This is a genomic window from Streptomyces sp. NPDC002574, from assembly GCF_042889545.1.
In the GTDB taxonomy this organism is placed as follows: Bacteria; Actinomycetota; Actinomycetes; order Streptomycetales; family Streptomycetaceae; genus Actinacidiphila.
The window spans coordinates 36322-56896 of the sequence record NZ_JBIARB010000008.1 but is presented as its reverse complement, the minus strand read 5'-3'; the positions used below and the strand labels follow the sequence as shown (position 1 = coordinate 56896).

Below are 20575 nucleotides of genomic sequence, written 5' to 3'. Positions count from 1 at the left end.
TACCGACGCACCCGGATCGCTCATCCCGCATCCGGGCGGTCCCGTCCCTCCGGCGGGTCGGCCGCGCGGCAGCGGCGCAGTGCCCCGTCCACCCGTACGGTGCGGCCGTGCCGGTCGAGGTACTCCAGCAGCGGGATGGCGACTCGCCGGGTGGTGTCCAGGGCACGGCGCGCCTGACTCGCCGTGAACGGCTGCTCCAGCCGCGCCAGGACGTCCGCCGCCCGCGCGTCCGCGCCCGGCAGCAGCACGACACCCTCACCGATCCGCAGCAGCGCCCCCGCCGCCTCGGCCGCCGCGAGCAGCTTCGGGGTCAGCCCGAGCTCGGCCAGCCGGTCCGCGTCGGGAGCGTGGAACGGCGTACGCGCCAGGTCGGCGCACACCGCGTCCACGGCGGTCGCCACGGCGGGCGGAAGCGCGGGTCGGCCCCGGCTGCCGAAGAGCCGACCCTCGCTGTGGCGCAGCCCGGGCTCGGCGGTCAGCAGCGCCTCGACCAGGCAGCGGTCCGGAAGGCCGAGCGCCTGGCGGGCCGCCTCCAGGGGCATGCCCGGCTCCAAGGGGTGGCGTTCGGCGTGGTCGTCGACGGCCCGGCGCAGCCGGTCCCGCAGGTCGTCCCAGTGGGCCGGGTCCGCCAGCCAGTCCCCGGCCACCGGGGCGGCCGGCGGGAGCACCCCCATGGCGAGCAGTTCCGAGCGCCGCACCAGGCCGCGGCGGCGCACTTCCGCCGCCCCGTCGGCGGGCCCGGCCGCCGCCCGCAGGTCCGCCGCGCGGGCCGCTGCCGCGCCCCGCCGGGTCAGGCGAGGCGGGCGGACGTCGAGGACGGTGATCCCCGCGGCGACGCGATGCCGTCCGGGGTCCCGCAGCAGCGCGATGTCGGCGACGCGCAGCGGCAGCGGCGCGGCCAGTCGCAGCCGGGCGGTGTCGTCGCCCAGCGGACGGACCGTCACCGGGACCGCGGCCGAGCCCGCGTGCAGCGTGAGCTCGCGCGGCAGGTGCCCGGCGGCGTCGCCGCGCAGCCGTACGTCCACCTGATCACTCGCCAGCCAGCGGTCCGGCGTGAGCAGCGCGTCGCCGCGGCGCAGGTCCTCCGACCCGGCACCGGTCACATTGACCGCGACCCGCGCGACCGCGCCGACCTCCTCCCGCGGCTCCTTGAGGGACTCCAGGCCGCGCACCCGCACGGGCCTTCCGTCGCGTGCGCGGTGGAGACGATCGCCGACCGTGACGGTGCCCGCCCCGAGGGTGCCGGTGACCACGGTGCCGCGGCCCCGCACGGTGAACGCCCGGTCGACCCACAGCCGCACGTCGGCGGCCCGGTCGGGGGCCGGCAGGTCGTGCGTCAGCCCCGTCAGGGCGGTCCGCAGCTCCTCAAGGCCTGTGCCGGTCACGGGACTCACGGCCACGCAGGGCACGTCGCCGAGCGAGGACTCCGCGATCCTGGCCAGGGCCTGCTTCCGCGTCGCGTCGGGGTCGGCCAGGTCGCAGCGGGAGACGGCGAGGACACCGTGCCGCACCCCGAGGGCGTCCAGGACGGCGAGGTGCTCCTCGGACTGCGGCTGCCACCCCTGGTCGGCGGCCACCACGAAGAGGACGGCGGGCACGGGCCCGACCCCCGCCAGCATGTTGCCCACCAGCCGTTCGTGGCCGGGGACGTCCACGAAGGCGATGTCCCCGGCGCCCGGCAGCCGCGTCCACACGAACCCCAGATCCAGGGTCATGCCGCGCCGCCGCTCCTCCGCCCAGCGGTCGGGCTCCATCCCCGTCAGGGCCCGCAGCAGCGCGGACTTGCCGTGGTCGACGTGGCCCGCGGTGGCGACGACGTGCATCCTCAGGTCTCCCCGTCCCCGTCCCCGTCCGGCCGGGGCCCGGCACGGCACACGGCCGCCGCCAGCACCCCGTCCGCGTCCTCCGGAAGTGCCCGCAGGTCCAGCAGGCACCTGCCGTCCTCGACGCGGGCCATCACCGCGGGGTCGGCCCGGCGCAGCAGGGCCGCGTAGCCGGCGGGCAGGGACACGGCGGCACTGGGCAGCGTGACCCCCGGCGCCCCGCCGCCGCCGACCACCGCCTCCGTGTCGACCGCCCTGCTGTCGAAGCCCTGCGCGCGCAACCGCGCCGCCAGCCGTTCGGCGCGCTGCCGCAGCCGCGCGGGGTCGGCGTGCAGCGCCGTACGGGTCGGCGTGGCGGGCCCGCGGAGCGTCGCCTCCAGAGCCGCCAGGGTCAGCTTGTCCACGCGCAGGGCGCGGGCCAGCGGGTGGCGCGCCATCCGCTCCACCAGGTCGGCACGGCCGAGCACGAGCCCGCACTGCGGGCCGCCGAGCAGCTTGTCGCCGCTGGCGGTGACGAGGGACGCGCCCGCGCGCAGCCGGCTCGCAGCGTCGGGCTCCTCGGGCAGCAGCGGCTCCGGGTCCAGGAGACCGGAGCCGATGTCGGCCACCACGGGCACACCGAGCCGGGCCAGTTCGGCGACCGGTACCTCGCGCGTGAAGCCCGTGATGCGGAAGTTGGAGGGGTGCACCTTCAGGATGAAGCCGGTCTCCGGTCCCACGGCCGCGGCGTAGTCGGCCGGCGTGGTGCGGTTGGTGGTGCCGACCTCCCGCAGCCGGGCGCCGGTGGAGACGAGCAGGTCGGGCAGGCGGAAGCCGTCGCCGATCTCGACGAGTTCGCCGCGGCTGACGACGATCTCCCGGCCCTGGGCGAGTGCGGTCGCGGCCAGCGCGAGCGCTGCCGCGCCGTTGTTGACCACGTGTGCGGCCTCGGCGTCCGGCACGTGCCGCAGCAGGGCCTGCAGCGCGGACCGCCCCCGCCGGGAGCGTCCGCCGGTGGCCAGGTCCAGCTCCACGTCCGTGGTCCCGGCCGCGGCCATGACGGCCTCGCGTGCGGCGGCCGACAGCGGCGCCCGGCCCAGATTGGTGTGCAGCAGCACCCCGGTGGCGTTGAGCACCGGTCGCAGCCCGGCCGCGGTGGCCGGCAGCGCGGCCACCGCGTGATCGGCGACCTCCGCGACGGGCACCTCGCCCGCCCGCGCCCGCTCCTGCACCGATGCGACCACGTCCTTCACCAGGCCCCGTCCCAGCCGCTCCGCCGCCGCGGCGAGCCGGGGGTCCGCCAACAGCGCGTCGGTACGCGGCAGTCGGCGCCGCTCGTCGGCCGGCGCGGCGGAGGCGTGATCGCGGTCCATCTGCTGCACCTTCGCTCTGGCCCTGCTGAAGCCCCGTCAGGCTACGACCGCCACGCCCATCGCGCGTGCGCGCCACACCGGAGCCCGTGCCCGGCAGGGTCGTGCCGCACCACCACGGCCTCGTGGGATCGCCTCCCCCAGCGCACCGGGCGGTGCCCTGCGTACGTCGCTCGCGCGGGAGCTCGTCAGGTCCCGGCGGGGCGGCCCTGGGCCTTCGCGTCGAGGCGTTCGCGCTGCGGCTTGACGACGTAGGCCGGGTCCTTCGTGGACGCGACGCCCGCCTCGAAGGTCCCGAAGCGCTGGAAGGCGCTGCCCGCGAGGAGGGCCAGGCCGCCGAGCGCGGCGACGACCCGGCTGCGCCGCGCGTAGGTGAGCGCGGCGGCCGCGCCGGCCAGGGTGAGGTACTCCGAGGCCTTGCGCATCGTGTGCGCGGAGCCGTGCGTGAACGCCGAGGTCTCGAACTGCGGCTTGCGGTCGATGCGCTGGGCCGCCGCGATCTCGATCGCGGCGCCGACGAGGGCCAGCCGGCGGGCGGGGCCCGCCTCCGAGACCGGCGCGCAGATCATCGCCAGGCCCGCGCCGCTGGCGGCGGCGGAGCCGGTGAAGACGAAGGGCAGTTCCTTGTGCGCCTCGTGCCAGGCGGGCACCGCGGTCTGGGAGAGGAGGACGGCCGTGTAGGACGCGAGCGCCGGGGCGATCGCGGCCGCGGAGATGCCGCCGAGACGTGCCACCCAGTCCACAGTGGTGCCGATGGCGCCCCGGGGGCGCCAGGCCTTCGGCAGCATGGCGATCATCCCGGCCAGAGAGCTGCCGGGGCCGTAGGTGAGCAGGATCCAGGTGCCCACCGACATCGGGGAACTCGGCTTGGCCACCCGCATCATGTGGTGGAAGCGCAGCGGCCGGCCGAGGTCCCCGATGAGCAGGTAACTACTGGCGAGCAGCGCCCCGAAACCGCCGATGCGGCAGGAACGGCACAGACTGGGCCGGTCGGTCAGATCCGCGCCCGCGGCCAGCAGCGCGGCGCCCGCCGAGAGTCCGCCGGTGAGGAGGTAGGCGGGCACCATCCACTCCCAGACCGGCGGCTTGAGCACCGGACGTCCGTAGTAGGACGTGAACGCGGCGCGGGGGACCATCGGCTCCTCGCCGCCACCCCCGCCGCCCTTGCCGTCCTTGCGGCCCTTCACCGGGACACCCCCTTGACGAACACCGCGGCGGAAGCGGCCAGCATGGCGCCGGCGGCCACGGCCGCGTGCTTCCACATGGAGGGCAGGTCCCGGGTGGTGACGATCGGGTCCGGCGGCAGTCCGTAGACCTCCGGCTCGTCGAGGAGCAGGAAGAACGCGCCGTCGCCGCCGACCCCGTCGCCGGGGTCGCGGCCGTAGAGCTGGGCCTCGGTCACGCCCGCCTCGTGGAGCTGCTCCAGGCGGCGGTCGGCCCGCTCGCGCAGTTCGTCGAGCACGCCGAACTGGATGGAGTCGGTCGGGCAGGCCTTGGCGCAGGCCGGCTCCAGACCGCCCTTGAGCCGGTCGTAGCACAGGGTGCACTTCCAGGCCCGGCCGTCGTCGGGGCGCCGGTCGATGACGCCGTAGGGGCAGGCGGAGACGCAGTAGCCGCAGCCGTTGCAGATGTCGGGCTGGACCACCACGGTGCCGAACTCGGTGCGGAAGAGCGCACCGGTGGGACAGACGTCGAGGCAGCCGGCGTGGGTGCAGTGCTTGCACACGTCGGAGGACATCAGCCAGCGGAAGTCCGTGCGGGACTCCTCGCCGGTCGTGGCGCCGGGCAGATCGAAGCTGGGGAAGCCCAGGTCCACCGGCTCGGTGCCCAGTTCGGCGCCGGCCCGGTGGCCCTGGCGGAGTGCCTCGGAGACCACCTCGGTCGTCGTCCCGGTGCCGGACGGCCCCGTCGGCAGGCCGACCAGGCCGGCGTCCTGGGTGCCCAGCTGCCGTTCCTGCTCGATGAAGGCGACGTGCCGCCAGGTGCTGGCGCCGAGGGAGCCGGTGTTGTCGTAGGACATGCCCAGCAGATCGATGCCGTCCTCCGGCACGCCGTTCCACTCCTTGCAGGCCACCTCGCACGCCTTGCAGCCGATGCAGACGGACGTGTCGGTGAAGAAGCCGACCCGGGGCGGGTGGTCCTCGGGGTGGCCCGCGTCCCCGGCAGGGTCCGCCAAGGGGCCGAAGAAGCTGTTCTCGTGCTCGGTCATGAGGGGTCCTCCGGCCCGTGCGTCTCGTCCGGCGTCCCGCGTCGGCCGTCGGGGGTGATCCTGCGGGCGCCGGTTTCCGTGGTGATCCCGGCGCGGCGCCGGTACTCCTCCACGTACGCCAGGAGCTCGGGCCCGCGGGGGCGCCGTCCGGGGCGGATGTCGCAGGTGAGCACCTTGCTCTCCTGGATCAGCACGTTGGCGTCGGTCACCACGCCGATCAGGTCGTTGACCACGTCGCCGGTGGTGAGCCCGGTGCCGCCCCAGTGGTACGGCATCCAGATCTGGTGCACCCTGCGGCCCTCGATGCTCAGCGGGGCCAGCCGGTCGGTGACGACCACCTTGGCCTCCACCGCGGTGCGGCTGGTGACCACGTGCGCCCAGTCCATGTGGTGCAGACCGCGCTCGGCGGCCAGCTCGGGGGACACCTCGACGGTCAGTGCGGGCTGCAGCTCGGAGAGGTAGGGCAGTTGGCGGCTCATCGCGCCGGCCGTGTGGTGCTCGGTGAGCCGGGAGGCGGTGAACACGAAGGGGAACACGTCGACGTGCGCCTCGGGCGGCGAGGGGTTGTAGGGGTTGTCGGGCCGCGCGTAGACCATCCGCGTGGGGCTGGACTGCTGGGCGTAGAGCGCGTTGCGCACCGGGGACTCCTCCGGCTCGTAGTGAGTCGGCAGGGGCCCGTCCACCAGGCCGGTCGGCGAGAAAAGCGCCGCCTTCCCGTCGCCCATCATGATGAACGCGTCGTCCCCGGCCAGCGCGTCCGGACCGGTGGCGTCCGGTGGCGGCTGGAAGTGCGGCGGCTTGTGCAGCTGGAAGTCGGGGATGTCCTCGCCGGTCCACTCGCCGCGTTCCTCGTCCCACCAGACGAGGGCCTTGCGCTCGCTCCACGGCCGTCCGTCGGGGTCGGCGGACGCCCTGTTGTAGAGGACCCTGCGGTTCAGCGGCCACACGAAGCCCCACTGCCCCTCCGAGGCCGGGTGCTCGAAGCGGGAGCCGCGGCGCCGTGCGTGGTTGGTCTCGTCGGCGTAGACGCCGCTGTAGATCCAGCAACCGCACGCGGTCGACCCGTCCGCCTTGAGGTCGCCGTAGCCGCTCACGGTGCGCCCGGTGCGCAGGTCGATGCCGTTGATGTGGCGCAGGACGTCGGCAGCGGAGGGCTCGTCCCCCTTCTCCATCGCGTAGTCCCAGGCCAGGTCGAGGACGGGCCGGTCGCGCTCGTCCTCGGAGCCCTCCAGCTTCTCCCGGACGAGCCGGCCGAGGTGGTAGAAGAACCACAGGTCGGAGCGGCGGTCGCCGATGGGCTCGACGGCCTGGTCACGCCACTGCACCATGCGCTGCGTCTGCGTGAAGGTGCCGGACTTCTCCACGTGGGAGGAGGCGGGGAAGAAGAAGACCTCGGTCCTGCAGGTCTTCGTGGAGATCTCGCCGGTCGCGATCTCCGGCGCGTCCTTCCAGACGGTCGCGCTCTCGATCATCGCCAGGTCGCGGACGACCAGCCACTCCAGATTGGCGATGCCGAGCCGCTGCAATCGTCCGTGCGCGGATCCCACCGCGGGGTTCTGCCCGACCAGGAAGAAGCCGTAGACCGTGCCGGCGATCATGTCCATGGCGGTGCGGTAGGTGCCGTGGTCGTCGTTGATGCGCGGCAGGTAGTCGTAGCAGTAGTCGTTCTCCGCGGTGGCCGCGTCGCCCCAGTACTCCTTGAGGAGGGAGACCATGTAGGCGTCGGCGTTCCCCCAGTAGCCCTTGCGCATCACATGGCGCACGTCGTCCAGGAACGCCGTCAGGCTCGTGTGGGTGACGTTGGGCATCGGGAGGTAGCCGGGCAGCAGGTTGTACAGCGTCGGGATGTCCGTCGAGCCCTGGATGCTGGCGTGGCCGCGCAGGGCGTAGATGCCGCCGCCGGGCCGTCCCACGTTGCCGAGCAGCAGCTGGACGATGGAACCGGCCCGGATGTACTGGGCGCCGACGGAGTGCTGCGTCCAGCCCACGCTGTAGACGAGCGCGGTGGTGCGCTCCCGGTTGGAGTTCTCCGTCCAGGCGCGGCACACGTCGAGGAACTGCCGCTGGGTGATGCCGCAGACCCGCTCGACCATCTCGGGCGTGTACCGGGAGAAGTGCCGCTTGAGTACCTGGAGCACGCACCGCGGATGCTCCATGGTGGGATCCGTCGCGATCCGGCCCGCCGCGCCGGGCAGCGCCTCGTGACCGCCGGCCGACTGCGCGGGGGTCGCGGAGATGAGCGTGCTGCCCTGCCTCCCGTCGCCCCCGCCGTCGCACTCGTACGCCCAGCTGGTGCTGTCGTACCTGCCGGTCCGCGCGTTGTAGCCGCTGAACAGGCCGTCCAGGTCCTCGGTGTCCTCGAAGTCCTCGCTCACCAGGAACGTGGCGTTGGTGTAGGCCCGCACGTACTCCTTGAAGTGCAGGTCGTTGGAGAGGATGTGGTTGACGACGCCGCCGAGGAAGGCGATGTCGGTACCCACCCTGATCCGCACGTGCTGGTCGGCGTGGGCGCTGGTCCGGGTGAACCGGGGGTCGATGTGGATCACCTTGGCACCGAGCGTCTTGGCCTCGGTGACCCACTGGAACGCGACCGGATGGGCCTCGGCCATGTTCGAGCCCATGATGACGATGCAGTCCGACCTCGTCAGGTTCTCCGGGTAGTCCGTGGCGCCGCCACGTCCGAGCGAGGTTCCCAGACCGGGAACGGTGGCGGAGTGTCAAATACGCGCCTGGTTCTCGATCTGCAGCGCACCGAGGGCCGTGAACAACTTCTTGATCAGGTAGTTCTCCTCGTTGTCCAGCGCCGCGCCGCCCAGGCTCGCGAAGCCCATGGTGCGGCGGAGCGGGTTGCCGTGCTCGTCGGCGTCCTGCCAGCCCCGGCGCCGTGCGTCCAGCACCCGGTCGGCCACCATGTCCATGGCCGTCTCCAGGTCCAGGTCCTGCCACTCGGTGGCGTACGGAGCGCGGTAGCGCACCTTCTGCTCACGCTGCGGCCCGGTGACGAGCTGCTTGCTGGAGGACCCCTTGGGGCACAGACGGCCGCGTGAGACGGGGCTGTCCGGGTTGCCCTCGATCTGGATGACCTTCTCGTCGTGGACGTAGACGCGCTGCGCGCAGCCGACGGCGCAGTACGGGCACACCGAGTGGACCACCCGGTCGGCCTCCTCGGTGCGGGGCCTCAGACCGGTCGACCTCTTGGACTGGACCGCCTTGCCGCGGCCCAGCCAGTCGGCCCCGGTGATCTGCCGGTACACCGGCCAGGCATCGAGCAACCGTTTCCAGCCCATCCGCCTGCTCCTTCGTGCGGTGGCCCTGCGTCCTTCCGACGCTACCGGCCGGGTGGCCGCTCGCAAGTCCGGGCGGCCGGCCTCAGACGCGGGCCGCCTCGGCGGAGCGCACGGCGGCGGCGAGCAGGGCGGCCGCCCGGTCGACGTCGGCCCGGGTCGTCCAGCGGCCGACCGACAGGCGCACCGCGGCCAGTGCGCGGGCCTCGTCCAGGCCCATGGCCCGCAGGACGGGGGAGGCGGTGCGGGCGCCGCTGTGGCAGGCGGAACCGGTGGAGGCCGCGAGCAGCGGCACGGCGGCGAGCAGTTCGTGGCCCGCCGTGCCGTCGATGCTGACGTTGAGGGTGCCGGGCAGCCGGTGCCGGGCGGAGCCGTTGAGGCGGACCCGCCCGGGAAGCGCCTCGGCGAGGCCGTGGTGCAGACGGTCGCGCAGCGCGGCGGCCCGCCGGTGGCCGCCGTCGGCGAGCTCAGCGGCGGCCAGCCCGGCCGCGGTCCCCAGGGCGACGGCGAAGGCCACGTTCTCCGTGCCCGCCCGGATTCCGCCCTCCTGGCCGCCGCCGTGGACCAGCGGTTCCAGACGGACGCCCCGCCGCACGTAGAGGGCGGCGACGCCCTTCGGGGCGTACATCTTGTGGCCCACGACGGTCAGCAGGTCCACCCCGAGCTCGCGCACGTCCAGCGGGACCTTGCCGGCCGCCTGGGCCGCGTCGCAGTGGAACAGCGCGCCGTGCGCCCGGCTCAGCCGGGCCAGCTCGGCGACGGGCTGGAGCGTGCCGGTCTCGTTGTTGGCGGCCATGACGGAGACCAGGGCGGTCCGCTCGTCGAGCGCGGCGGCCAGGTGGGCGGGGTCCACCAGGCCCTCGCCGTCCACCGGCAGGAGGGTGACCTCGACCCCGTGCAGGCGCGTCAGCGCGCGGCAGGTCTCCAGAACGGCCGGGTGCTCGGTGACCTGGGTGATCACACGGGACCTGCCTGCCGGGGCGGCCAGCACGGCGCCGCGCAGGGCGAGCGTGTCCGCCTCGGACCCGGAGCCGGTGAGCACGATCTCGTCCGCCGCGGCCCCGAGGAGCGCGGCGACCTGCTCGCGGGCGCGGGCGATGGCCGCCCTCGGTTCCGCGGCGACGGCGTGCCCGCTGGAGGGGTTGCCGAACCAGCGCTCCAGCCAGGGGCGCGTCGCCTCCGCGACCCGGGGGTCGACCGGGGTGGTGGCGTTGTGGTCCAGGTACACCGGACCGCCGTCGAGACCCGGATGCGGCGGCACGTTCATGGGGGAGTCCTGCACATTCGTTCGGCGGGGGGCGTTCGGTGAGGGCGACCGCGCGGGCCCCGTTCCGGGGTGCATTATTTACTATTTGCCGGGAAAGAGCGATTTATGGATGTCATCTTTCCCGTGTCGGCGTATCCGCCGCTCGCCCTCGGCTTCTTCGGCCTGGGCACCGGTTACCTGATCTGGGGCCCGCAGGAGCTGTTCGGCTGGCCCGAACGCGACGAGCGCGTGGACCGCGCGCTGGGCACCTGGGGCATCTGGCTCCCGGGCTTCTGCCAGCTGCTGGCCGGTGCGATCCTCTTCATCGGCCTCACGTGGTTCGAGGTGTTCAAGGCGCCGACCCTCTACATGGCGGCGCTGGCCTTCTCCGCGTACGGCATCCACTGGTTCGCGCTGGGCTGGGACCGCTACCGGGGCAACGACACTCGCGTGAACGCCGGGGTCTCGGTGGCCTACATGGTCCTGTCGGCGCTGGGCGCGACGGTGTTCTTCGCCGTGAACGACTGGCCCGTCGGCATCGTCTTCATCGGCCTCTTCTGCGTCTACGCGGCCAAGCTCGTCATGTCCGTCGGCGTCCCGGTCGCCGAGCGGGTGATGGGGCTGTTCCGCGTCCTCACCGCCTGCTGGCTCATGTACCTGACCTTCGCCGTCGTGGTCGACTTCGCGCTCGGGTACCACTGGCCCACGTAACGCGCGCGCCACGGGACGGCTACCGCGGTCGCATCAAGGTGAGGTCCTCGCCCCACGCGTCCAGCACCGCGCCGTGTCCCGCGCGCCGGGCCGCCGCTTCGACGCGGGCGAACAGACGCCGCTGCGTGGGGACGTCGCCGGTGCGCGCGATGGTGCCGACCGCCTCCAGCAGCGCGCCGGAGTCCCGGCCGGGCAGCGGGTAGCGGGCGAGTTCCCACTCCAGGTACGTGTTGTACGGGCGGGGCCCGCGGTCGAGGGCGAAGAGCAGTTCCAGCAGGAACCCGATGCTGTCGGCGGCGTCGAGGCGCGCGGCGAGGGCATGGCCGTCACGGGCGTTCTTGACTGACCGGTAGAGGGAGTTGGCGTAGGCGTCCAGCCATGCGCCGGAGTCCCGGAACGCCTCGTCGGCGCCGAGGTGCGCCTTGGCGGCCAGGATTCGGGTGATGTCCCCGCCGAGCCGGTCGAGCACGACACGGGCGCGGGCGAGGGGGTAGCGCTCGAAGCCGGGCATGCCGGCGTCGCGGAGCTCGGCCAGGGTGACGACGACGAGGTCGAGCGCGGGGGTGCGGTGAGTGCGGTGACCCGCGAAGCGGGTGAGGTCCGTTGCCGCGCCGTCGGCGAGGACGACGTACAGATCGTGGTCCGAGTGCGCGGTGGGCATGCCCTCGTGGGCCCGTGAGCCCTTGAGGACGAGGCCCGTGACGGCGGCGTCGGCGACGGCCAGTCCGGTGAACGCCGCATAGGTGGGCGGCTGTTGCCGGGTCACGGTGATCTCCGCGGAAAGGCGGCCGGTCAGGGTTGCCGGCGGCCCGCATGCCGGGCCGCCGGTACCGTCCGCGGCGGCGCGTGGCCGCCGCCCGGGAGATCAACGCACGCGAGGACGGTAGCGCGCGGGCCTCAGCCGAGGGCGCCGTTGCGGGCGTCGCGCCAGAGGTCGACGCCGCTCGCGTCGAAGGAGTACTCGTCGATGCGGGCCAGTTCGTCGGCGCTGAAGTGGAGGTTGCCCAGGGCGGCGACGTTCTGCTCGATCTGCTCGACGCGGGACGCGCCGATCACGAGGGAGGTGACGCGATCGTCGCGCAGCGCCCAGGCCAGCGCCATCTGGGCCAGGGACTGGCCGCGGTCGCGGGCGATGGCGGCGAGGCCGCGCAGCCGTCGCAGCATGTCGTCGGAGAGCCATGCGGCGTCGAACGTCGAGCCGCGCGCGGCGCGGGAGTCCTCGGGCACTCCGTCGAGGTAGCGGTCCGTCAGGAGCCCCTGCGCGAGCGCGGTGAAGCCGATGACGCCGACTCCCTCGTTGTGCGCGGTCTCCAGGAGCCCTTCGGTCTCGATCCAGCGGTTCAGCAGGGAGTACGACGGCTGGTGGATCAGCAGCGGCGTGCCGAGGTCCCGCAGGAGGGCCGCGGCCTCGCTCGTCCGCTTGGCGTCGTAGGAGGAGATGCCGACGTACAGTGCCTTGCCCTGGCGGACCGCGGTGTCGAGGGCGCCCATCGTCTCCTCGAGCGGCGTGGTGGCGTCGAGGCGGTGGGAGTAGAAGATGTCGACGTGGTCCAGGCCCATGCGCCGCAAGGACTGGTCCAGCGAGGCGAGCAGGTACTTCCGGGAACCGCCGCCCTGGCCGTAGGGGCCCGGCCACATGTCCCAGCCGGCCTTGGTGGAGATCACCATCTCGTCGCGGTAGGGCGCGAGGTCGTTCCGCATGATGCGGCCGAAGGTGAGCTCGGCGGCGCCGTAGGGCGGGCCGTAGTTGTTCGCCAGGTCGTGGTGGGTGATGCCGAGGTCGAACGCGCGCAGGGCGATCTCGCGCTGCCGCTCGAAGGGCTTGTCGTCGCCGAAGTTGTGCCAGTAGCCCAGGGAGAGCAGGGGCAGGTCGAGTCCCGAGCGGCCGGTGCGGCGGTACCGCATCGTGCCGTCGTAGCGGTCGGGGTCGGCGACGTGGGGCATGGGACTTCTCCGCGACGTGTGGGGTGGCGAGGTTCGGCGTCCAGCCTGCTGCGTCGCGATTCGCAAGTCCAACAGTCCTGGTCTCTTGGATTGAGCGGCGGGGCTTCTCAATCCTCGCCGCCGGCTCAGGCGGCGTCGAGGAAATCGGCCACCACACGGTTGAAGAGCGCCGGGTTCTCCCAGAACATCAGGTGGCTGCCCGCCTCCTCCGCGGAGAACACGCGTGCGCGCGCCCCGGGGATGAGGGAGGCGACCCACTCGGTCGTGCCGGGCGGGAAGAAGCTGAGCTCGCCGCCGATGACGAGGGTCGGGACGGTGATGCGGGGCAGGACGTCCCGCCAGTCGTTGCCGTAGTGGTCCAGGTGCAGGTCGGCCGCGTGCCGCGGCGGAAGCAGCCGGTTCTGCTCCACCAGCCACCGCACGTCGCTCGCGGCGAGGGACGGGCTGTGCAGCATGTCGACGACGGCCCGCGTGGTGGCGGCCGCGGAGGCGGCGTTGCCGCGCAGTCCCGCCGCGACGCCGAGGGCCAGTTCCGGGGTGAACACCGCGGCGGGCGGGGGCTCCTGCCCGGCGCCGGCGAATTGCGACGAGACGACGGGTGACTGGTCGACCAGGACCAGGCGCCTGGCGCCGTCACGGCCGAAGAGGTCCCAGTGGCACCAGATCACCGCGCAGCCCAGGGAGTGTCCGAGCAGGGCCGCGTCGCGCAGGTCGAGGGCGTCGAGCAGGTGGTGCAGGTCCATGGCGAGCCGGGAGACCCGGTAGCCGTGGTCGGGCTTGTCCGACCCTCCGTGGCCGCGGTGGTCCAGGGCGATCACGCGGCGGCGCGGACCGCCGAGTCCGCCGAGTTGCCCGGCGAACTCGGCGGCGGTCTGCGAGAAACCGGGGACGAGGACGAGCGGGTCCCCGGTGCCGGACTCCAGGTAGCGCAGGCGCACGCCGTCGCCGGTGAGGACTTCGCCTTGACGGACGGTTGCGTCGTTCATGGGGCACCTCGCGCGCCGCGCGGATCACGTTGCCCCCATCGTAACCACCTGGAGTGGTGACGCGCGAGACGGGCGGCAGCCGCTCGCCGTGCGCGAAGCGGCAAAGCGTCGAACGGTGGGACGGTGCGGCGCCCGTCCCACGGCGCCGTACAGCACCGCACAGGGCACCGCACCGCATGGAGCGCGATCGGCCGTGGAAGCTCAACGGGAGGTTTTCCGCCTCGACCCCACCGGGCGCCGGCTCCAGGAGGACAACGCCCGGCTCAGGAGCCTCGGCCCGGCGGCCCGGGTCGACCTCTCGTGCGGGGTCACGGCATGGTCCGTGACGGGGTACGACCTGCTGAAACGGCTCGCGGAGGACGACCGGGTGTCCCGCGACGCACGGCGTCACTGGCCCGCGCCGGCCGGCGTTCCGGCGGACTGGCCGTTCGCGCCGTTCCTCCTGTCGCCCACCGTGCTCAACGTCTACGTCGGCGATCACCGCAGGCTGTGCACCGTGATGGAGGAGGTGTTCACGCCGCCGCGCCTGGCGGCACCGGGCGAGCGGGTGCGGCGTCAGGTGGAGGCCGCCCTCGACGCCCTGGGGGTGCCCGGCTCCGGCAGGGTGGTCGACCTGTGCCGCGGCTACGCGGGCGTGGTCACCACGGGGACCGTGTACGACCTGCTGGGCGTCCCCGAGCCGGACCGGGAGCGTGGGCGGCAGGCCGTCGGGCACCTGCTGGAACCCTCCGCCGATCCGGAAGCGGCCGCCGCCGGCGTGAGCGAGGCCATGGGCTTCCTGACCGCCCTGGCGGCAGGCAAGCGGGACGCCCCCGGGGACGACATGGCCACGGCTCTCGAGCGAGCCGAGCACCTGACGGACGAGGAACGCCTGCTCGCCCTGGTCGTCACCATCGCCGGTGGCGTGCCGTCCACCACCGGCCTGATCGGCGACGCGGTCGTCGACGTCCTTCGGCACACGCGGCAGCGGCTCGCCGTCACCGAGGGCACGACCCCGTGGTCCGCGGTGATCGAGGAGACGCTGCGTCAGGACGCGCCGGTGCGGCACATGCCGTTGCGGTACGCGGTGGAGGACATCGACCTCGGTGAGGGTGTCGTCATCCGCCGCGGCGAGGCGATCCTCCTGGGCTTCGGGGCCGGCGGGCGCGACCCGCGGGTGCACGGGGAGACGGCGGCGACCTTCGACGCCGACCGGCCGGACAAGGAGCACCTGGCGTTCGGCCACGGCGTTCACCGCTGCGTCGGGGAGTCGCCGGCGCGGCTGGAGGCGGCGGTCGCGCTGCCCGCCCTCTTCGAGCGCTTCCCCGACCTGGAACTCGCCGAGCCCGCCGAGGCGCTGCAACCGCTGCCCACCGTCGTGTTCAACGCGAAGGCACGGGTGCCCGTCCGCCTCTGACGCGACCGCCATTCCCCGGGGGCCGTCCGCGAACGCGCTGAATTCTCCGCCCCATGGCCGCATATCCAGGAGGCCGGCGCACGGATCCCATTGTGCGCCGCACCGGATTCTTGCCCGCTACCGCCGCCCGTGGCAACCCGGAACCCGGGGAAAGAATGTGCGCCTGCGCATATGAGAAGTCCGGCCGGCGAGAATTCCCCGATATCGGCCGTGCGGCGCCGGGTGATCTGCCCGCGTTCATGGCCACTGGTGCCTTTTCGCCCAGGACTGTAATGCTCACCAGGTCGTATGCCGCCGCGTGGCGTTCGCCGACCGAGCGCTGAGCCGGATTTTGGGAACGTTTTTACCCGTGGCTCGAATCATGCGCATCAAAAGGGCGGCGACATATGACGGCAACAAACAAGGTATTGACACACGGTCAATGCGGGTCCGGTAATGGTTCGTCGGTGGATCGGTGAATCCGCCGTCGCCGGCCCTGAATTCGGGGCCCTGTCCGAATTGGTTGATTGTGTCGATATCCCCCTCCGCGAGAAGTGCCGGACCGGCCTTCCGCGTACTCGGTCGCGCGGCCGCCGTTCTCGGCGTCGCGGCCCTGGCGGCGCTGGGCCTCCAGCCGGCCGCACAGGCCCGGCCGACCACCCCCGTCGTGCACGCGGCCGCCGATGCCGCCCGGACAACTGCCGCGCCGGACACCGCGCCCGACCTCGAACCCGTCTGCGACACCCCCGGCAAGGGCCGCGCGGCCTGCTACGCGCTGCGCGCCACCGGACAGCCGCCGCTCCTGCGGCTCGGCGCCTCGGCGACACCGGCCGGTCTGGGCCCGCAGGACATCCAGAGCGCCTACAACCTGCCCGCGGACGGCGGCGCGGGGCAGACGATCGCGATCGTCGACGCCTACGACAACCCCAACGCCGAGGCCGACCTCGCCGTATACCGTCAGCAGTACGGTCTGTCGCCCTGCACCACCGCCAACGGCTGCTTCCGGAAGGTCGACCAGCGCGGAGGCACCTCCTACCCGCAGCCCAGCCAGACGTGGGCGGGGGAGATCGCCCTCGACCTGGACATGGTGTCCGCGGCCGCCCCGGGCGCGCACATCCTGCTCGTCGAGACCGACAACGACGACCTGCACAACCTCGCCGCGGGCGTGGACGAGGCCGTCGCCCTCGGCGCGAAGTACGTCTCGAACTCCTACGGCCGGCTCGGTGACTCCGCCGATGACCTCGCCACCTACGGCGCCTCCTACGACCACCCGGGTGTGGCCGTGGTGGCGGCCAGCGGCGACAACAGGTACGGGGTGTCCTTCCCCTCGACGCTGCCGACCGTGACCGCCGTCGGCGGCACCACCCTCACCGCCGACCCGGGCTCAGCCCGCGGCTGGTCGGAGACGGTCTGGGCGCGGGACATCTACGGACCCGGCTCCGGGTGCGCGCGGAACCAGGCCAAGCCCGGCTTCCAGAAGGACACCGGCTGCACCGGGCGGAGCGTCGCGGACGTCTCCGCCGTGGCCGACAACGTCGCCGTCTACCTCACGTACGGCGATCAGGGGACCGGCTGGCAGCGCTACGGCGGCACCAGCGCCGCGACCCCGGTGATCGCCTCCCTCTACGCGCTGGCCGGACCCCCGCGCCCGGGCACGTACCCCAACGCCTACCCCTACGCGGCCGGCGGCGCGGGCCTCAACGACGTCACCACCGGCTCCAACGGCACCTGCGACGCCGCCTACTTGTGCACCGGCGGCCCCGGCTACGACGGCCCGACGGGTCTCGGCACGCCCGCGGGCCTGGCCGCCTTCCGCAGCGGTCCGCACGGCACGCTGTCCGGCACCGTGAAGGACGCCGCCACCGGCAAGCCGGTCGCCCGCGCGATCGTCGGCTCCGGGCTGGACGTCACGACGACCGACACCCAGGGCGGGTACACCCTCGACCTGCCCGCCGGCACCGTGAAGGACCTGACGGTGAAGGCGTTCGGCTACACCGCCGCCGCCCCCGTCACGCTGACCGTCGCCGACGGCCAGTCCCTGACGCGTGACGTCGCGCTGGCCCCGATCCCGCGCGAGCCCGTCCGCGGCAAGATCACCGACGGCTCCGGCCACGGCTGGCCGCTCTACGCCAGGATCACGGTGGCCGGTTCCCCGGAGGCCCCGGTGTGGACCGACCCGGTCACCGGCGCGTACCGGCTGGAGCTGCCCCGGGGCGCGGACTACACCCTGGACGTCACCAGCAGCCTGCCCGGCTACGAGGCGCGGGAGCGGGGCGTCACGGTCGGGCACACGTCCGTCACCGCCGACGTGGCGCTGACCGCCGACCCCGACGCGGCCACCGCCGTCGGCTATACCCTCGAACGCATCGGCGGCACCGAGACGTTCGACTCCACCACCGGCGCCCCGCAGGGCTGGAGCGTCGTCGACGCGCCCGGTACCGACAGCGGCTGGGCGTTCGACGACCCGGTCCAGCGCGGCAACCTCACCGGCGGCAGCGGCGCCTTCGCGGTCGCCGAGAGCGACAACGGACCGATCGGCCCGCACCAGGACAGCCAACTCATCAGCCCGGTCTACGACTTCTCCGCGGGGCAGTCGGCCGAACTCACCTTCAGGACCGAGTACGGGTACAACCCGAACAACCAGCAGATGAGCGTGGACGTCACCACCGACGGCGGCGCCACCTGGACGAACGCCTGGGCTTCGCCCAAGTCCAGCGACAGCGTGCAGAACCGCACCCTCCACGTGGCCCTCGGGGCCTTCGCCGGGCACGAGGCCGTCCAGTTGCGCTTCCACTTCGTCGCGAACTGGGGCTACCACTGGGCGATCGACGACGTCTACGTCGGGACCCGCGCCCTCGTGCCCACCCCCGGCGGCCTGACCGTCGGCACCGTCCGTGACGCCAACACCCACGCGGGCCTGGTCGGTGCCACCGTCACCGACCTCGGGAACCCGCAGTCCACCGCCACCACCACCGCGACCCCCGAGGACCCGGCCGTCGGCGACGGCTTCTACACCCTGTTCGCCGCGGGCCCCGGCAAGCACACCCTCGGCGCGACGGCGTCCGGCTACGCCACGGCGACGCAGCGGACCACGGTGCGTGCCGACCGGGTGACCCGCACCGACCTTGCTCCCGGCGCCGGACGTGTCACCGCCACCCCGGCCACGATCAGCGGCACCGTCGTCCAGGGACGGCACACGACCGCACGGCTGCGCCTCGCCAACACCGGCACCGCGCCGGTGACCGTCCATCTGGCCCAGCCCTCCGGCACCGGCTGGCTGACTCCGGGCGTCTCCCAGGTGACGCTGGAGCCGGGCCGGCGCACCACGGTCGCCCTCGTCCTCGACTCCGCCTCCCCGGACGCCGGCGCGCCGGGCGACTACCGCACGCAGATCACGCTCACCGGCGACACCCCCTACGCCCTCACCCCGGTCCCGGTGACCCTGCACGTCACCGCGGCGCACGGCCACGGCGCCTGAGCACCCGTCATCCCCGTGGCCGTCCCCGGCCGGACGCCGGCCCCGTGCCGGCGCCCGGCCGGGGACAACGCGCCCCAGGGCGGTGTGGTCCGCTGCGCGGACGGCACCGGAGGGGCGAGAATCGGGACGAAAAGGACTCGGTGGTGGCGGAAGGCGGACGGACGTGCAGCACTACGACCTCGTGGTTCTGGGAATGGGCAGCGGCAACATGCTGTTCGACGACGAACTCGCCCATCTGCGGTCCGCGGCCGTCGATCCCGACCGGTTCGGCGGCACGTGCCTGAACCGGGGCTGCATCCCCAGCAAGATGCTGGTCGTCACCGCCGACGCGGTGGTCGACGCGCGGGAGGCCGTACGGCTCGGCGTGCACGCCACGGTGGAGCCCGTGGAGTGGCGCGCCGTCCGCGACCGGGTGTTCGGGCGGATCGACCCGCTCCACCAGGACGCGGTGAACTACCGCCGGGGGAGCGGCGTCGACGTGTACACCGACGCGGCCCGCTTCGTCGCACCGAAGGTGCTCCAGGTCGGCTCCGAGCGGATCGGCGCGGAGACGATCGTCGTGGCGGTCGGGTCCCGGCCGGTGATCCCCGACATCCCCGGGCTCGACACCGTGCCGTACCACACCTCCGACACCATCATGCGGATCGAGGAGGTGCCCCGGTCCCTGGTCGTCATCGGCGGAGGGTTCATCGCGGCCGAGTTCGGCCACGTCCTCGACGCGTTCGGGGCGGAGGTCACGATCGTCCAGCACCGGCCGCGGCTGCTGATGGCCGAGGACGAGCAGGTGTCGGCGCGCTTCACCGAGCTCGCCTCACGACGGCACCGGGTCCTGCTCGACACAGAAGTCGTCTCCGTGGCACCCAGCGGCGACGGTGTGGCGGTCGCCGTGCGGGGCCCGCAGGGCGAACAGGTCGTCGAGGCCGAGGCGATGCTGGTGTCGGTGGGCCGCCGGCCCAACACCGACCGGCTGGACGTCGAGGCCGGCGGCCTGGAACTGGACTCCGACGGCCACATCGCCACCGACGCCGCCTGCCGCACGTCGGTACCGGGCGTGTGGGCGCTGGGCGACGTCGCCAACCACTTCCAGCTCAAGCACCGGGCCAACGCCGAGGTGCGTCTCGTGCGCCACAACCTGCTCCACCCCGACGACATCCGCACCCTCGGCACCAAGGGCGTGCCGCACGCGGTGTTCACGCATCCGCAGATCGCGAGCGTCGGCCTGACGGAACAGGAGGCCCGCCGCCGCGGCATCGACTACCTCGTCAGCGTGCGTGACTACGGCGACGCCGCCTACGGCTGGGCGCTGGAGGACACCACCAGCTTCGTGAAGGTCCTCGCGGACCCGGCCGACCGCACCCTGCTGGGTGCCCACATCATCGGGCCCCAGGCCGCGACGCTCATTCAGCCCCTCGTCCAGGCCATGACCCTGGGGCAGGGCGTCGACCACGTCGCCCAGGACGTGCTCTACATCCACCCCGCGCTCACCGAGGTCGTGGAGCAGGCACTGCTGGGCCTGTGACGTCCCGCGTCGGGTCGGGAAGGGTCAGGACACGCCGGTGACGCTCACCGTCGCCCAGCCGCCGTCCGAGCGCAGGACGATGTCGAAGAGGAAGGCGTCGCCCGCTCGCGGCCCCAGGACCTCCCAGGCGCCGGCGGGGAGGGTGCGGGAGAGGGTCTCGTGGCGTTCGCCCGGCGCCGATCCGCTGATGGCCACGAGCCGCACCGGCGTCGGCCCGGTGTTCTTCAGCGTGACGGACCGGGTCCGCGGGCAGTTCGCGGTGCTCGCACCCGAGCAGTGCCGGCGGACATCCCCGAAACGCGCCAGGCCGCACGAGACCTCGGTGGCGAAGGCGAAGTCGGACGCGCAGGTGGCACCGACGCGCAGGCCGCTCGCGGTGTCCGCCCGGTCGCCGGGGCCGGGGTCGTTGGCGGAGTCGTGCGGACGTGCCACGGCGAAGGCGCCGAGCGCGGCGGCCGTGACGAGTGCGGCGGCGCCGGCGGTGGCGAGTACGGCGGGCAGGGGTGCTTTCCGCACGGGTGGCTCCCAAGGGTCGTGCTGTGGATCGGTGGTACGGGTCGCCGGGGCCGGGGGCGGTGGCCCCCCGCCGGGGGGCGCCCCGGCCGGGGGCCGGGGAGATGCGGGGGCGGGGGTGGGTTTTCGTGTTCGGGG

Annotated in this window: 14 protein-coding genes; 4 read left to right on the top strand and 10 right to left on the bottom strand. The window is 73.6% G+C overall.

What is annotated here, in order from left to right; translation table 11 throughout:
• Positions 1-20 precede the first annotated feature (20 nt).
• The 6 genes from ACFYXS_RS20285 to ACFYXS_RS20260 form a co-directional block, all read right to left on the bottom strand.
• On the bottom strand, positions 21-1823 hold the full coding sequence (locus tag ACFYXS_RS20285; RefSeq protein ID WP_389249991.1) for a SelB C-terminal domain-containing protein: 1803 nt from the start codon (positions 1821-1823) through the stop codon (positions 21-23).
• Between the two features lie 2 nt (positions 1824-1825).
• A complete protein-coding gene (gene selA, locus ACFYXS_RS20280) occupies positions 1826-3175 on the bottom strand; it encodes an L-seryl-tRNA(Sec) selenium transferase (protein WP_389249989.1) in 1350 nt (449 codons plus the stop codon).
• Positions 3176-3360: 185 nt separating this feature from the next.
• The gene (gene nrfD, locus ACFYXS_RS20275; protein WP_389249987.1) at positions 3361-4359 is read right to left on the bottom strand and encodes an NrfD/PsrC family molybdoenzyme membrane anchor subunit; all 999 of its coding nucleotides are present in this window, start codon (positions 4357-4359) and stop codon (positions 3361-3363) included.
• Positions 4356-5381: a 4Fe-4S dicluster domain-containing protein gene (locus ACFYXS_RS20270; protein ID WP_389249985.1), complete on the bottom strand. Its 1026-nt coding sequence runs from the start codon at positions 5379-5381 to the stop codon at positions 4356-4358. The genes nrfD and ACFYXS_RS20270 overlap by 4 nt, the downstream gene beginning before the upstream one ends.
• The gene (gene fdh / locus ACFYXS_RS20265; protein WP_389249983.1) at positions 5378-8668 is read right to left on the bottom strand and encodes a formate dehydrogenase; all 3291 of its coding nucleotides are present in this window, start codon (positions 8666-8668) and stop codon (positions 5378-5380) included. Before fdh ends, ACFYXS_RS20270 begins: the two co-directional genes overlap by 4 nt.
• An 82-nt stretch (positions 8669-8750) precedes the next feature.
• Positions 8751-9932 (bottom strand): cysteine desulfurase family protein, encoded by a 1182-nt coding sequence (locus tag ACFYXS_RS20260; protein WP_389249981.1) that lies wholly within the window; start codon positions 9930-9932, stop codon positions 8751-8753.
• Positions 9933-10037: 105 nt separating this feature from the next.
• Between ACFYXS_RS20260 and ACFYXS_RS20255 the strand changes: the two genes are divergently transcribed.
• The gene (locus tag ACFYXS_RS20255) at positions 10038-10622 is read left to right on the top strand and encodes a hypothetical protein (protein WP_389249979.1); all 585 of its coding nucleotides are present in this window, start codon (positions 10038-10040) and stop codon (positions 10620-10622) included.
• A 19-nt stretch (positions 10623-10641) separates the two neighbouring features.
• On the opposite strand, the gene ACFYXS_RS20250 is transcribed toward ACFYXS_RS20255, so the two are convergent.
• From ACFYXS_RS20250 to ACFYXS_RS20240, 3 genes are all read right to left on the bottom strand, one after another.
• Positions 10642-11388, bottom strand: a complete 747-nt coding sequence (locus ACFYXS_RS20250; RefSeq protein WP_389249977.1) for a hypothetical protein — start codon at positions 11386-11388, stop codon at positions 10642-10644.
• A 131-nt stretch (positions 11389-11519) separates the two neighbouring features.
• Positions 11520-12566 (bottom strand): L-glyceraldehyde 3-phosphate reductase, encoded by a 1047-nt coding sequence (gene mgrA / locus ACFYXS_RS20245; protein ID WP_389249974.1) that lies wholly within the window; start codon positions 12564-12566, stop codon positions 11520-11522.
• 125 nt (positions 12567-12691) lie between these two features.
• A complete protein-coding gene (locus ACFYXS_RS20240; RefSeq protein WP_389249972.1) occupies positions 12692-13552 on the bottom strand; it encodes an alpha/beta fold hydrolase in 861 nt (286 codons plus the stop codon).
• 193 nt (positions 13553-13745) lie between these two features.
• On the opposite strand from ACFYXS_RS20240, the gene ACFYXS_RS20235 reads away from it, so the two are divergent.
• The 3 genes from ACFYXS_RS20235 (at position 13746) to ACFYXS_RS20225 (ending at position 19924) form a co-directional block, all read left to right on the top strand.
• Positions 13746-14948 carry a cytochrome P450 gene (locus ACFYXS_RS20235; RefSeq protein WP_389249970.1) on the top strand — a complete coding sequence of 401 codons (1203 nt, stop codon included), beginning with the start codon at positions 13746-13748 and terminating at the stop codon, positions 14946-14948.
• A gap of 508 nt (positions 14949-15456) precedes the next feature.
• On the top strand, positions 15457-18405 hold the full coding sequence (locus tag ACFYXS_RS20230; protein WP_389249968.1) for a carboxypeptidase regulatory-like domain-containing protein: 2949 nt from the start codon (positions 15457-15459) through the stop codon (positions 18403-18405).
• 163 nt (positions 18406-18568) lie between these two features.
• Positions 18569-19924, top strand: coding sequence for a mycothione reductase (locus tag ACFYXS_RS20225; RefSeq protein WP_389249966.1), 1356 nt, complete (start codon positions 18569-18571; stop codon positions 19922-19924).
• 24 nt (positions 19925-19948) lie between these two features.
• Here the strand turns inward: ACFYXS_RS20225 and ACFYXS_RS20220 are convergent, their stop codons facing one another.
• A complete protein-coding gene (locus ACFYXS_RS20220; protein WP_389249964.1) occupies positions 19949-20440 on the bottom strand; it encodes a hypothetical protein in 492 nt (163 codons plus the stop codon).
• Positions 20441-20575 lie beyond the last annotated feature (135 nt).